This is a genomic window from Streptomyces sp. P9-A2, assembly GCF_036634175.1.
Lineage (GTDB): Bacteria > Actinomycetota > Actinomycetes > Streptomycetales > Streptomycetaceae > Streptomyces > Streptomyces pratens.
On the sequence record NZ_JAZIFX010000001.1, the window covers coordinates 5,595,325 to 5,608,606 of the forward strand.

11 protein-coding genes and 2 pseudogenes are annotated in these 13,282 nt (G+C 68.0%); 8 read left to right on the forward strand and 5 right to left on the reverse strand.

Annotated features, from left to right (window positions below; all coding sequences use genetic code 11):
• Positions 1-46: 46 nt before the first annotated feature.
• From atpA to V4Y04_RS25620, 6 genes and pseudogenes are all read left to right on the forward strand, one after another.
• On the forward strand, positions 47-1,639 hold the full coding sequence (gene atpA, locus V4Y04_RS25595; protein WP_332430665.1) for a F0F1 ATP synthase subunit alpha: 1,593 nt from the start codon (positions 47-49) through the stop codon (positions 1,637-1,639).
• 23 nt (positions 1,640-1,662) lie between these two features.
• On the forward strand, positions 1,663-2,580 hold the full coding sequence (locus tag V4Y04_RS25600; protein WP_332430666.1) for a F0F1 ATP synthase subunit gamma: 918 nt from the start codon (positions 1,663-1,665) through the stop codon (positions 2,578-2,580).
• Positions 2,580-4,016 carry a F0F1 ATP synthase subunit beta gene (gene atpD, locus V4Y04_RS25605; protein ID WP_332430667.1) on the forward strand — a complete coding sequence of 479 codons (1,437 nt, stop codon included), beginning with the start codon at positions 2,580-2,582 and terminating at the stop codon, positions 4,014-4,016. The genes V4Y04_RS25600 and atpD overlap by 1 nt, the downstream gene beginning before the upstream one ends.
• A gap of 120 nt (positions 4,017-4,136) precedes the next feature.
• Entirely contained in the window at positions 4,137-4,511 is a 375-nt protein-coding gene (locus V4Y04_RS25610; RefSeq protein ID WP_332430668.1) for a F0F1 ATP synthase subunit epsilon, read from the forward strand.
• Positions 4,512-4,673: 162 nt separating this feature from the next.
• Positions 4,674-5,120, forward strand: a complete 447-nt coding sequence (locus tag V4Y04_RS25615) for a DUF2550 domain-containing protein (RefSeq protein ID WP_332430669.1) — start codon at positions 4,674-4,676, stop codon at positions 5,118-5,120.
• A gap of 143 nt (positions 5,121-5,263) precedes the next feature.
• A pseudogene (locus V4Y04_RS25620) lies at positions 5,264-6,923 on the forward strand (IS1182 family transposase).
• Positions 6,924-7,151: 228 nt separating this feature from the next.
• Here V4Y04_RS25620 and V4Y04_RS25625 read toward each other — a convergent pair.
• Together V4Y04_RS25625 and V4Y04_RS25630 are read right to left on the reverse strand one after the other, a co-directional pair.
• Positions 7,152-8,057: a hypothetical protein gene (locus V4Y04_RS25625; RefSeq protein WP_332430670.1), complete on the reverse strand. Its 906-nt coding sequence runs from the start codon at positions 8,055-8,057 to the stop codon at positions 7,152-7,154.
• Positions 8,058-8,158: 101 nt separating this feature from the next.
• Entirely contained in the window at positions 8,159-8,860 is a 702-nt protein-coding gene (locus V4Y04_RS25630; protein ID WP_332430671.1) for a S1 family peptidase, read from the reverse strand.
• A 6-nt stretch (positions 8,861-8,866) separates the two neighbouring features.
• Here V4Y04_RS25630 and V4Y04_RS25635 point away from each other — a divergent pair, with 6 nt between their 5' ends.
• Positions 8,867-9,250, forward strand: coding sequence for a transposase (locus V4Y04_RS25635; RefSeq protein ID WP_109383656.1), 384 nt, complete (start codon positions 8,867-8,869; stop codon positions 9,248-9,250).
• Between the two features lie 59 nt (positions 9,251-9,309).
• On the forward strand, positions 9,310-10,275 hold the full coding sequence (locus V4Y04_RS25640) for an IS3 family transposase (protein WP_443080205.1): 966 nt from the start codon (positions 9,310-9,312) through the stop codon (positions 10,273-10,275).
• On the opposite strand, the gene V4Y04_RS25645 is transcribed toward V4Y04_RS25640, so the two are convergent.
• The 3 genes and pseudogenes from V4Y04_RS25645 to V4Y04_RS25655 form a co-directional block, all read right to left on the reverse strand.
• Positions 10,270-10,773, reverse strand: a complete 504-nt coding sequence (locus V4Y04_RS25645; protein WP_332430672.1) for an alpha-lytic protease prodomain-containing protein — start codon at positions 10,771-10,773, stop codon at positions 10,270-10,272. The genes V4Y04_RS25640 and V4Y04_RS25645 overlap by 6 nt on opposite strands.
• A gap of 290 nt (positions 10,774-11,063) precedes the next feature.
• Positions 11,064-11,222 (reverse strand): annotated as a pseudogene (locus V4Y04_RS25650) (transposase); the annotation flags it as partial.
• A gap of 198 nt (positions 11,223-11,420) precedes the next feature.
• Entirely contained in the window at positions 11,421-13,244 is a 1,824-nt protein-coding gene (locus V4Y04_RS25655; protein ID WP_332430673.1) for a glycoside hydrolase family 18 chitinase, read from the reverse strand.
• Positions 13,245-13,282: the final 38 nt, after the last annotated feature.

Sequence of the window (13,282 nt, forward strand, 5' to 3'; positions counted from 1 at the left end):
CCCCAAAGTGAAACTTCGGGCCCAACAAGGAGAGCAGGGAACTCAGATGGCGGAGCTCACGATCCGGCCGGAGGAGATCCGGGACGCGCTGGAGAACTTCGTCCAGTCGTACAAGCCGGACGCGGCCTCGCGCGAGGAAGTCGGCACGGTCACCGTCGCCGGCGACGGTATCGCCAAGATCGAGGGACTTCCCTCGGCCATGGCCAACGAGCTGCTGAAGTTCGAGGACGGCACCCTCGGCCTCGCCCTCAACCTCGAGGAGCGCGAGATCGGTGCCGTCGTCCTCGGTGAGTTCAGCGGCATCGAGGAGGGCCAGCCGGTCTCCCGCACCGGCGAGGTCCTGTCCGTCGCCGTGGGCGAGGGCTACCTCGGCCGCGTGGTCGACCCGCTCGGCAACCCGATCGACGGCCTCGGCGAGATCGAGACCGAGGGCCGCCGCGCCCTCGAACTGCAGGCCCCCACGGTCATGGACCGCAAGTCGGTGCACGAGCCGATGGAGACGGGCTACAAGGCCGTCGACGCCATGACCCCGGTCGGCCGCGGTCAGCGTCAGCTGATCATCGGCGACCGCGGCACCGGCAAGACCGCGCTGGCCGTGGACACGATCATCAACCAGCGTGACAACTGGCGCACGGGCGACGTGAACAAGCAGGTCCGCTGCATCTACGTCGCCATCGGCCAGAAGGGCTCCACCATCGCGTCGGTCCGCCGCGCGCTGGAGGAGAACGGTGCCCTGGAGTACACGACCATCGTCGCCTCCCCGGCGTCCGACCCGGCCGGCTTCAAGTACCTGGCGCCGTACACCGGTTCGGCCATCGGCCAGCAGTGGATGTACGACGGCAAGCACGTCCTCATCATCTTCGACGACCTGTCGAAGCAGGCCGACGCCTACCGCGCCGTCTCCCTGCTGCTGCGCCGCCCGCCGGGCCGCGAGGCCTACCCGGGCGACGTCTTCTACCTGCACTCCCGTCTGCTGGAGCGTTGCGCCAAGCTCTCCGACGAGATGGGTGCCGGCTCGATGACGGGTCTGCCCATCGTCGAGACCAAGGCGAACGACGTGTCGGCGTTCATCCCGACCAACGTCATCTCCATCACCGACGGCCAGTGCTTCCTGGAGTCCGACCTGTTCAACGCCGGTCAGCGTCCGGCCCTGAACGTCGGTATCTCGGTCTCCCGCGTGGGCGGTTCCGCCCAGCACAAGGCGATGCGCCAGGTCTCCGGCCGACTGCGCCTGGAACTCGCCCAGTACCGTGAGCTGGAGGCGTTCGCCGCCTTCGGTTCCGACCTGGACGCCGCGTCGAAGGCACAGCTGGAGCGCGGTCAGCGCCTGGTCGAGCTGCTGAAGCAGAACCAGTACCAGCCGATGGCCACCGAGGACCAGGTCGTCTCCGTCTGGGCCGGCACCACCGGCAAGATGGACGACGTGCCGGTCACCGACATCCGCCGCTTCGAGAAGGAGCTGCACGAGTACCTGCACCGCAGCGAGCAGGGCCTCATGACCTCCATCCGCGAGGGCGCCAAGATGTCGGACGACACCATCCAGGCCGTGGGCGACGCGGTCGCGGCCTTCAAGAAGCAGTTCGAGACGGGCGACGGCAAGCTGCTCGGCGAGGACGCTCCGGCCGCTGCCGCCAAGTGACGTTCAAGGAAGGGACCTGACTCATGGGAGCCCAGCTCCGGGTCTACAAGCGTCGCATCCGATCCGTCACCGCGACCAAGAAGATCACCAAGGCGATGGAGATGATCGCCGCCTCGCGCGTCGTCAAGGCGCAGCGCAAGGTGCGGTCCTCCACGCCGTACGCCGAAGAACTGACCCGTGCGGTCACGGCGGTCGGCACCGGTTCGGACGCCAAGCACCCGCTGACGACGGAGGCGGAGAACCCGACGCGTGTCGCGGTCCTGCTCCTCACGAGCGACCGCGGCCTCGCCGGCGCCTTCAACGCCAACGCGATCAAGACGGCGGAGCAGCTGACCGAGCGTCTCGAGCGCGAGGGCAAGGAGGTCGACACGTACATCGTCGGCCGCCGCGGTCTGGCGCACTACAACTTCCGCGAGCGCACGGTCGCGGAGTCGTTCACCGGTTTCACCGACGAGCCCTCGTACGCGGACGCCAAGCAGGTCGCGGCGCCGCTGATCGAGGCCATCGAGAAGGAGACGGCGGACGGCGGTGTGGACGAACTCCACATCGTCTACACCGAGTTCGTCTCGATGATGACGCAGGCCGCGGTCGGCTCCCGGATGCTTCCGCTCCGTCTCGAAGAGGTCGTGGAGGAGACGTCCGCCAAGGACGAGATCCTTCCGCTGTACGACTTCGAGCCCTCGGCGGAGGACGTCCTCGACGCCCTCCTGCCGCGCTACGTGGAGAGCCGCATCTACAACGCGCTGCTCCAGTCGGCCGCTTCGAAGCACGCCGCCACGCGGCGCGCGATGAAGTCGGCCACCGACAACGCGGGTGAGCTGATCGACACGCTCTCCCGTCTTGCCAACGCGGCCCGCCAGGCCGAAATCACCCAGGAAATCAGCGAGATCGTCGGTGGCGCAGGCGCTCTCGCCGACGCAAACGCGGGGAGTGACAATTAATGACCACCACTGTTGAGACCGCGACGGCCACGGGCCGTGTCGCCCGGGTCATCGGCCCGGTCGTCGACGTGGAGTTCCCCGTCGACGCGATGCCGGAGATCTACAACGCCCTGCACGTCGAGGTCGCCGACCCGGCGAACGCGGGCGAGCTCAAGAGGCTGACGCTCGAGGTGGCCCAGCACCTGGGCGGCGGCCTGGTGCGCACCATCTCCATGCAGCCCACCGACGGCCTGGTCCGCCAGGCCGCGGTGACCGACACGGGCTCGGCCATCTCCGTCCCCGTCGGCGACTTCACCAAGGGCAAGGTGTTCAACACCCTCGGTGAGGTGCTGAACAGCGACGAGACCTACGACGGCGAGCGCTGGCCGATCCACCGCAAGGCGCCGAACTTCGACGAGCTCGAGTCGAAGACCGAGATGTTCGAGACCGGCGTCAAGGTCATCGACCTGCTCACCCCGTACGTCAAGGGTGGCAAGATCGGCCTGTTCGGCGGTGCCGGTGTCGGCAAGACGGTGCTCATCCAGGAGATGATCTACCGCGTCGCCAACAACCACGACGGTGTGTCGGTGTTCGCCGGTGTCGGTGAGCGCACCCGTGAGGGCAACGACCTCATCGACGAGATGAGCGAGTCGGGCGTCATCGACAAGACCGCCCTGGTCTTCGGTCAGATGGACGAGCCGCCGGGCACCCGTCTGCGCGTCGCGCTGGCCGGCCTCACCATGGCCGAGTACTTCCGTGACGTCCAGAAGCAGGACGTGCTGTTCTTCATCGACAACATCTTCCGCTTCACGCAGGCCGGTTCCGAGGTGTCGACCCTGCTCGGCCGGATGCCCTCCGCGGTGGGCTACCAGCCGAACCTGGCCGACGAGATGGGTCTCCTCCAGGAGCGCATCACCTCGACCCGCGGTCACTCGATCACCTCGATGCAGGCGATCTACGTCCCCGCGGACGACCTGACCGACCCGGCGCCGGCCACCACCTTCGCCCACCTCGACGCGACGACGGTGCTCTCCCGTCCGATCTCCGAGAAGGGCATCTACCCGGCCGTGGACCCGCTGGACTCCACGTCCCGCATCCTGGACCCGCGCTACATCGCGCAGGACCACTACGACACGGCCATGCGGGTGAAGAACATCCTGCAGAAGTACAAGGACCTGCAGGACATCATCGCGATCCTCGGTATCGACGAGCTCGGCGAGGAGGACAAGCTCGCCGTCCACCGCGCCCGTCGCGTGGAGCGCTTCCTGTCCCAGAACACCCACGTCGCCAAGCAGTTCACCGGCGTGGACGGTTCGGACGTGTCGCTGGACGAGTCGATCACCGCGTTCAACGCGATCTGTGACGGCGAGTACGACCACTTCCCGGAGCAGGCGTTCTTCCTCTGCGGTGGCATCGAGGACCTCAAGAACAACGCGAAGGAGCTGGGCGTCTCCTGAGCCCCGTGCTCAAGTGATCCGAATCGGGGGGCGGGGCACCGTCCCGCCCCCCGATCCACGCCCATTAGACTTGTAACCAACACCCGGCGGACCTGCCGGGTGGTGACCCGAGGAGCCATCTTGGCTGCTGAGCTGCACGTCGCGCTGGTCGCGGCCGACCGAGAGGTCTGGTCCGGCGAGGCCACCCTGGTCGTCGCGCGCACCACGTCCGGCGACATCGGCGTCATGCCCGGTCACCAGCCGCTGCTCGGTGTGCTGGAGTCGGGCCCGGTGACCATCCGTACGAACGACGGCGGGACGGTCGTCGCCGCGGTGCACGGCGGTTTCATCTCGTTCGCGGACGACAAGCTGTCGCTGCTGGCGGAGATCGCCGAGCTGTCGGAGGAGATCGACGTCCAGCGCGCGGAACGGGCGCTCGAGCGCGCGAAGTCGGAGGCCGACGCCTCTGCGGAGCGCCGCGCGGACGTACGCATGCGCGCGGCGGCGGCGCGCTGAACGACCGAGGCACCTTCCAGGTCCTCCCGGGACCTGGGGGAGCCGTACGATGACGTCACTCAGCCGCGGCTGGGACCGGAGCGATCCGGACCCGGTCGCGGCTGAGGCAGATCTGGATGATTTTTCCGTTCCGTTACCTAGGAGACGAGGAGGTCGGTGTCGATGGTCCTCGCTCTGACTGTGTGCGGAAGTGTCGTGGCTCTCGTGGTGGTGGGACTCTTCGTCTTCGGTCTGCGCCGCCGCCTCATCCAGCGTTCCGGCGGGACCTTCGACTGCAGCCTGCGCTGGGACGCCCCGGAGCCGGGCGGTTCCGGCGGCAAGGGCTGGGCGTACGGGGTGGCCCGTTACAACGGCGACCGGGTGGAATGGTTCCGCGTCTTCTCCTACGCGCCGCGTCCGCGCCGCGTCCTGGAGCGTTCGGCGATCGAGGTGGACGGCCGCCGGGTGCCCGAGGGCGAGGAGGAACTGGCGCTGCTGTCGGACGCGGTGATCCTCGCCTGTCTGCACCGGGGCAGGCGGCTGGAGCTCGCGATGAGCGACGACGCGCTGACCGGTTTCCTCGCCTGGCTGGAGGCGGCCCCGCCCGGCCAGAGGGTGAACGTCGCGTAGAGCGACGTTCGGGGCCCCTCCGGGTGGGGGTGCCCCCGGCAGTGGAGCGACACTGTTGGCGAATCCTGGAGGCTGAACGTGACGTCGGCCTGCGCGACCCGTTGTGATCGTGGAGGCCGGCGTTGTGTTTGGGGAGGGTGTCGGTGTCGTTGCAGGCCAGGAAGATGAGTGAGGTTCCTGAGGAGACGGCCCGGGTGGCGCGGGCTGCGTTCCCAAAGGGCAGCCTGGCGATGCGGATCCGTGACGAGTTGGGCGAGCTGTTCTCGGACGCCGACTTCGCCGGGCTGTATCCGAGCAGGGGGAAGCCGGCGTGGTCGCCAGGCAGGCTGGCATTGGTTTCGGTCATGCAGTTCGCCGAGAGCCTCTCGGATCGGCAGGCCGCGGACGCGGTGCGAGGGCGGCTGGATTGGAAGTACCTGCTGGGGCTGGAGCTGGCCGATCCGGGGTTTGACCACTCGGTGCTCACCGAGTTCCGGGACCGGCTGATCGCGGGAGACGCCGGGGGCGAGCTCCTGGACCGGATCCTTGAAGCCGCCACGGAGCGCGGCCTACTCAGCGCCGGTGGGCCGTGCGCGCACGGACTCCACGATCGTGCTGTCCGCCGCGCGGCAGATCAACGGGCTGGTGCGGCTCGGTGAAACACTGCGGGCAGCGTTGAACAGCGTGGCTGCCCACGAGCCGGAGTGGCTGGCCGGCTGGGTGCCGTCTGGCTGGTTCGACCGGTACGCGATCCGCTTCGAAGACACTCGCCTGCCCAAGGGCAAGACCAAGCAGACCGAGCTGATTGAGCAGATCGGTGCCGACGGGTTGAGCCTGCTTGCGGCCCTGCACGGTCCGAACGCCCCTCCGTCCCTGCGGCTACTTGACCGGGTCCAGACGCTGCGGCAGATGTGGATTCAGCAGTACTTCGTCGACGACGGGCAGGTCCGTCGCCGGGAGCTGAAGGACCGCCCGCCGGGCTCGGAGCGGCTGGTGACGCCCTACGACACCGACGCGCGAGGGAGCGTGAAGCGCGGCATGTTCTGGGACGGCTACAAGGTCCACCTCACCGAGACCTGCGAGCCGGACAGCCCGAACCTGATCACACACGTTGCCACGACCGACTCCACCGTCCAGGACGTGCGCCTGGTCGGCCCGATCCACTCCTACCTCGCCGAGCGCGGGCTCCTGCCCGATCGCCACCTGGTCGACGCGGGCTACGCAACAGCCCGGGAAGTGGTCACCGCCCGGCGCGATCACAAGGTCGACCTGGTGGGCCCAATCCTTGCGTCCACCAGCTGGCAGACCAAGGAGGGCGGCGGGTTCTCCCAGACTGACTTCACCATCGACTGGGAGAACCGGCGCGTGACCTGCCCGAACGGTAAGACCACCGGCGACTGGGTAGAAGACCGCTCCCAGCAAGGAGCAGCCGTGGTCCGGGCACGGTTTCCGATGACTGCCTGCCGCCCCTGCGAGGCCCGAGCACAGTGCACCCGCGCCGGCACGAAGTCGCAGACCGGCCGCCGGCTCACCCTTCGTCCTCGTGCGGAGCAGGAGGTCATCCAGCAGGCACGAGCGCAGGAAGACACCCAGGAGTGGAAGAAGCAGTACGCACACCGGGCCGGCGTCGAAGGCACCATCTCCCAAGGCGTCCGAACCCTCGGCCTGCGACGATGCCGGTATCACGGCCTGGCCAAAGCCCGGCTACAACACCAGCTCACCGCCACCGCGATGAACTTCCGCCGCCTCAACGCCTGGTGGACCGACACCCCGCGCGCCCGCACCCGCACGTCACACCTGGCAGCCCTCCGGCCCACCGAGTAGACCTCAGCCGGCTGGACTCGCTAACAGCGTCCTCCAGATGCCGGGGACGGGGCGTGATCCGTCGTAGGGCCCCTTCAACAGTGGCCACAGGGCGGCACCGCTGCCGATCACGGTCGCCAGGCCTACGACGACGGTGCCGATGCGGCGGCCGGTCATGCCGAACAGTCCCGGTTCCTCGTCGGCGGCCGGGGCGACGCTGGCGCGCGCTGCTCTCCTCGGAGGCTTGGCTCAGCTCCAGCTCGGCGAAGGCCCGTTCGGCTGGCCGTATGGCACCGGTCGCCCCGTGTATGCGTCCAGCAGGATGCGGTCGCCCACGGATCGGTTCAGCTTCACCGTCACTTGCTTCTCCCCTGCCTGCGCGGAGCAGTTTCCCGTCTCCGGATTCTTGACGGAGGCTGAAAGCACTACGCTGCCGCGTGTTTCCAGCACATCCACAGAAGGGCCGTCGTCGCAGGCGCCATGAATGGCGATCACGGATACGGATCGGCCATCTCCGGCAATGCGGACGAGTCGCCCGAGCGGAGCCAACTGGCCGGCGGGGAGGTCATGGGCCGGCTTGACCGGCGGAGGAGGGAGCTTCGACGGGCTGACAGCAGCCCGCTTGAGGGGGGTGGCGTAGTTCTGCAAGGTGAAGAGCCAGGCTGGGACCGTCGCCGGTCCGCGGCTGGTATACAGGGTCATCTCACTCAGCTTTGCCCCGGTTACGGTGAGGTGCGGTATGTCGTTGACCTGGGAACGGGCCAGGGTCTCGTAAGTCTCCTGCGCCCCTGCTAACGGCCGTGTCAGCGCTTCACCGTTCGCCCAGGCCACCTGGCCGTCCTTCGGCCAGGTGGTGGACAACGTGCCTTGCAGGACGAAGTTCTGCGCCTGGTAGGCGCGCTTGTCGGCCTGGCTCCGTAGGCCGCCTCGCGGCAGCTGAACCGCCTCTCCCATGGGGTAGTAGCCAGCACGCCACGCGTCAGCCGAGGGTGAACCGTCCCAGGCTGCGGCAACCTGCCGGGCGCGAGTCGCGGCCACCTCAGCGGGGTCACCAGCCTCCTTTTCACCGCCGCAACCGGAGACGGCGCCCAGGCCGGTGGCGGACAAGGCCACCAAGACGAGCAGGCGGGCGGTGTGCGATGCCCTGATTCGCATGTGGTCTCCCGGAAGGACGGCGACGTGGCAGGCTTGCCAGACCTTTGACGCGGCTGGCCCAGGAAAGGTTCACCGGTTGCGGCAGCGGCGGAGGATCGCCGTCAGTAGACGTGCAGACCTCGCTCATTCAGCACATCTTGTATCCGCGTGGAATAGGTGTGGCGGTCGCTCTGCGCGTCAGAATCCCCGCATGGCTTGTCTACGTAGTTGCCACCGGAGACGATACCCAGAGCGGTCGAGCCATGAAGGAGGGGCCCGCCGCTGTCACCCTGCCTGCTGCAGTGGGTGGACTCGTACATGCCGTACAGCGTCGTCCCGTCGTCGTAGGTGACGGTCGCACTCGGCTTGGTGATGTGGCCCACCTTGTCTTGACTGGTCCTCCCGACCCGGTCTGCGTCTTCGTTTTGGGCCGCGTAGCGGGAGTTGGTGATCTGCACATTGACGTTGTGCCAGTACCCGACAGTCCCGTAGGTGTCGAGGGCGGCGTTGTCCTTCTTGATGGTGGCCCAGTCGCAGGCGCGACCGGCACTGTCGCAGTTGCCTCCCCACCGGTACGCGGTCTGGATGCCGATGCGCTGGTAGGACTGGGTGGAGTCGTTGACGTACCAGACGTTGCCGGTACCCGGCGCGCAGTGGCCGGCGGTGATGGTGTAGACCGTGTTCGATGAGTTCGCAGCGTTGAACGCGGCAGAACAGTTCCAACCCTCGGATGTGATCCCGTAGCCACCCCCCCTCTCTGTCAGCCTTGGGTGAGACGTCCCGCTTCGGCGGGTTAGCCTGAGAGGGCACGACAGGAGAACCACCCCCTCATGACCAGCAGCAAGTCCGCCGGATCCGACCCGGCTCCCCGGCCGAAGCGCCGCACTTTCAGCCCGGAGTACAAGCTGCGGATCGTGGCCGAGTACGACGCCGCCCCGCAGAACGAGAAGGGCGCGGTCCTGCGCCGCGAGCGGCTGTACCACTCGCATGTGAAGGAGTGGCGGGCCGCGCGGGATGCCGGGGCTCTGGAGAAGCTGGTCGACCAGCGTACCGGCCCGGCGAGGCCGAAGAAGTCTGCTGCCGAGGCGGAGAACGAGAAACTGCGCCGCCAGGTGGAGCGTCTGGAGAAGGAACTGGCGCGGAACAAGGCCGCGCTGGAGGTTATGGGAAAAGCTTCCGCGCTCTTGGAAATGATCTCCGAGGGCGCGGACTGAACGCTGCCGTCACCCCGGTGGCCGATGACGCGTTCACCGGCGTCGAGGGCGTGCTGGGTGTGACTGCGGCGTGCCGGCTGACCGGCCGCTCGCGGGCCACCCACTACCGCCGGCTGCGTCCGGCGCCACCACGCCGGCCCCGCAAGCCGCAGGTCCAGCCCTCGGCCCTGACGGCCGAAGAACGGTCTGCGGTAATGGAGTTGATGAACAGCGACGAGTACGCCGAACTGGCGCCCGCGCAGATCTGGGCCCGCGAGCTGGATGCCGGGCGCTACCACTGCTCGGTCTCCACGATGTACCGGATCCTGCGCGAGAAGGGCCAGTCCGGCGAGCGCCGAAGACAGGCCACCCACCCCGCCCAGGCGGTGCCCGAGCTGGTGGCCACCGCCCCGTCGCAGGTGTTCACCTGGGACATCACCAAGGCGGCCGGACCGGCAAAGGGCATCTGGTATCACGCCTACGTCATCATCGACATCTTCAGCCGCTACATCGTCGGCCACACCGTCGAGGCCGCTGAATCGGCCGAACGGGCCGAGGAGTTGATCCGCGAGACCATCGTCCGCAACGGGATCGTGCCCGAGACCGTGCACGCCGACCGCGGCACCTCGATGACGAGCAAGAAGGTCTCCCAGCTGCTGATCGACCTCGGGGTGACAAGGTCGCACTCGCGGCCGAAGGTCTCCAACGACAACCCCTACAGCGAGGCCCAGTTCAAGACCACGAAGTACATGTCGGACTATCCCGAACGGTTCGACTCGCTGGCCCACGCCCGCGAATGGTTCGACGCCTTCATCGCGTACTACAACCACGAGCACCGGCACTCGGGCATCGGCTGGCACACACCCGCCTCCGTCCACTTCGGGACCGCCGAGGAGGTCCGCGACCAGCGCGCGGTCACCCTCGCCGAGGCATACGCCCGCCACCCCGAACGCTTCGGCCGCCGCCCCCGACCACCCGAGATACCCCAGACGGCCTGGATCAACGACCCGTCCAAGCGCCGCGAACCCGCACCACAAACCTCATAGCATCACGACCGTCTCACTGGACTTGAAATCTTCCGCCCGGAGGACGGCTGGCTCCAACTTTCCCCCGTGTCTGTTGATGCTCACTGCACCCGGATGAGCCTCCACGACCTCTGCAATCCGGGCCTGATCAGCGGCGGACACGCCGCCATAGACTTCGACGGATATCTGGTTGTTCTCCACGTCCTCACCCCACGCGGTGTTGGGGATGCCCGCCAGCTCGTCAAGTTCAACGTGAACGGCTGCGAGTTCGGCTGCGCTGCGGGTCACGAGCTTCGGGACTCCGCCGGCCTCCCGGACGGTTCGCGCGGCGGCCTCATCAGTCACTGTGACTACGAGGCGTCCGTCCTTGTAGTACGTGCCGCCGGTCCGGTCGGCGCCCAGTCGAGTCGCTAGCGCTGCCGCTTGATTGGGGTCAGCGAGCAGCTTCGGGCTGTCGTTGGCGGATCCCGGGGGTGTTGCGGCGACGGTGACCAGGGATGCAGCTAAGAGCGACTGCACAAGTCTTTTCCGGGCATGCCTCACTGTGCGACCTCCAGGGACTTCTCGGCATCAATGGAATGAGCGTTCGAACTCCCTGCGACTCTAGGAGGCAGGTGCAGACTGTGATGCCTTCGCTACGAAAAGTGGCTTGATGTTGCCCGAGCCCCAGATGCCCGCAACGTGGGGTTGGGGTCAGGCGCGAAGGACGGTAGCTGGCAGGCGGTCAGCCAGTCCCGCCCGGCGAACTGTCCCATCCCTGTGATGAGATGAACGTTCAGGTCGTCGCAGGGGAGCGTAAGGGCCCTCGTGATCAGCCGGTCCCGGAACTCGGTGAGCATCGAGTGGTCAAACCCCGGATCGGCCAGCTCCAGCCCCAGCAGGTACTTCCAATCCAGCCGCCCTCGCACCGCGTCCGCGGCCTGCCGATCCGAGAGGCCCTCGGCGAACTGCATGACCGAAACCAACATCGGCCTCCACGATCACAACGGGTCGCGCAGGCCGACGTCACGTTCAGCCTCCAGGATTCGCCAACAGTGTCGTGGAGCTGTCGGGGGAGGGTGAACGTCGCGTAGCCGGACGCCGGACACACGCGTGCTCCCCCGGACGGGTCCGGGGGAGCACTGTTGCGATGGGCGTGGATCACATCAGAGGGCTACCTCAGGTGATTACCGCAGGCCGCTGTCGATGGCGGTGGCCAGCTCACCGTTCGCGGTGTCACCGCTGAACTCCCAGAAGAAGGCGCCGCCCAGGCCCTGGTTCTTGGCCCAGCTCATCTTGCCGGCGATGGTGGCGGGGGTGTCGTAGGACCACCAGTTGCCGCCGCAGTGGGCGTAGGCCGTGCCGGCGACGGTGCCGGTGGCCGGGCAGGTGTTCTTGAGGATCTTGTAGTCCTCGATGCCGGCCTCGTAGGTGCCGGGCGCCGGGCCGGTGGCCGCGCCGCCGGGGGCGGCCTGGGTGACGCCGGTCCAGCCGCGGCCGTAGAAGCCGATGCCGAGCAGCAGCTTGCTCGCCGGGACGCCCTTCGCCTTCAGCTTGGAGATCGCGGCCGCGGAGTTGAAGCCGTCCTGCGGGATGCCGTTGTACGAGGTCAGCGGCGAGTGGGGGGCCGTGGGGCCGTCCTTGTCGAAGGCGCCGAAGTAGTCGTAGGTCATCACGTTGTACCAGTCGAGGTACTGGGCGGCGCCGCCGTAGTCGGCCGCGTCGATCTTGCCGCCCGAGGAGCCGTCCGCGGTGATCGCGGCGGTGACCAGGTAGTCCTTGCCGAACTCGGCGCGCAGGGCCTGGGAGAGGTTCTTGAAGGCCGCCGGACCACTGGTGTCACAGGTGAGGCCGCAGGCGTTCGGGTACTCCCAGTCGATGTCGATGCCGTCGAAGACGTCGGCCCAGCGCGGGTCCTCCACGACGCCCTTGCAGGACTTGGCGAAGGCGGCCGGGTTCTGCGCGGCCTGGCCGAAGCCGCCGGAGTAGGTCCAGCCGCCGAACGAGTACAGCACCTTGATGTGCGGGTACTTGGCCTTCAGCTGGCGCAGCTGGTTGAAGTTGCCGCGCAGCGGCTGGTCCCAGCCGTCGGCGGTGCCGCTGACGGACTGGTCCGCGGTGTAGGCCTTGTCGGTGGCGGCGTAGGCGTCGTCGAGCTTGCACTGGCCGTTGACGACGTTGCCGAACGCGTAGTTGATGTGCGTGATCTTGGCGGCCGAGCCGGACGTCACCAGGTTCTTGACGTGGTAGTTGCGGCCGTAGACGCCCCACTCGGTGAAGTAGCCGAGCTTGACCTTGTCGCCGGGGGGCGGCGGTTCCTCGGTGTTGCCGGTGGTGCGGACCCGCACCGAGCCGCTGACCGGGCCGGTCTGGTCGGCGGTGTCACGGGCCTGCACGCTGTACGAGTAGTCGGTGCCCTTGCGCAGGCCGCTGTCCGTGTACGAGGTGCCGGTCACGGTGGCGACCTTGGCGCCGTCGCGCAGAACGTCGTAGTTCTTGACGCCCTTGTCGTCGGTGGCCGCGGTCCAGGACAGCCGTGCCGAGGTGTCCGTCACGTTGGAGGCGGAGGGTGTGCCGGGCGCGGAGGGGGCCGCGTCGCCGGGGACGGAGGTGCCGTCGCAGCTGCCGCCGTTGAGCTTGCAGCCGGCGGGGGCGCCGGTGCCGGAGCCGTTGAAGCCGAAGCTGATGGAGGCACCGGGGGCGAGGGTGCCGTTCCAGGACTTGTTCTTGCCGGTCCAGTGGTTGCCCGAGGACGTCACGTCGGCGTCCCAGGCGGAGGTGACGGAGGTGCCGGAGGGGAAGTCCCACTCGACGGTCCACGAGTTCAGGGCGGTGGTGCCGGTGTTCTTCACCGTCCACTTGCCCTCGAAGCCGGTGCCCCAGTCCTGGGTCTTGGCGTAGGTGGCGGTCGCCGAGGTCGCGGCCTGGGCGGGGCTCGCGAGGGCGACGAGAGCGGAGAGGGGGAGGAGCAGGGTCGCGAACCCTGCCACAGCTCTGTGTCCGAAGCGCATACCGCGCCTCCTTTGTGGGGTGACGGATGTCGCCGTGG

What these genes read in the sequence shown, in the direction of transcription:
- atpA (WP_332430665.1), top strand. Translation starts at nt 47, where the DNA reads ATGGCGGAGCTCACGATCCGGCCGGAGGAGATCCGGGACGCGCTGGAG.
- V4Y04_RS25600 (WP_332430666.1), top strand. Translation starts at nt 1,663, where the DNA reads ATGGGAGCCCAGCTCCGGGTCTACAAGCGTCGCATCCGATCCGTCACC.
- atpD (WP_332430667.1), top strand. Translation starts at nt 2,580, where the DNA reads ATGACCACCACTGTTGAGACCGCGACGGCCACGGGCCGTGTCGCCCGG.
- V4Y04_RS25615 (WP_332430669.1), top strand. Translation starts at nt 4,674, where the DNA reads ATGGTCCTCGCTCTGACTGTGTGCGGAAGTGTCGTGGCTCTCGTGGTG.
- V4Y04_RS25625 (WP_332430670.1), bottom strand. Translation starts at nt 8,057, where the DNA reads ATGCGAATCAGGGCATCGCACACCGCCCGCCTGCTCGTCTTGGTGGCC.
- V4Y04_RS25635 (WP_109383656.1), top strand. Translation starts at nt 8,867, where the DNA reads ATGACCAGCAGCAAGTCCGCCGGATCCGACCCGGCTCCCCGGCCGAAG.
- V4Y04_RS25655 (WP_332430673.1), bottom strand. Translation starts at nt 13,244, where the DNA reads ATGCGCTTCGGACACAGAGCTGTGGCAGGGTTCGCGACCCTGCTCCTC.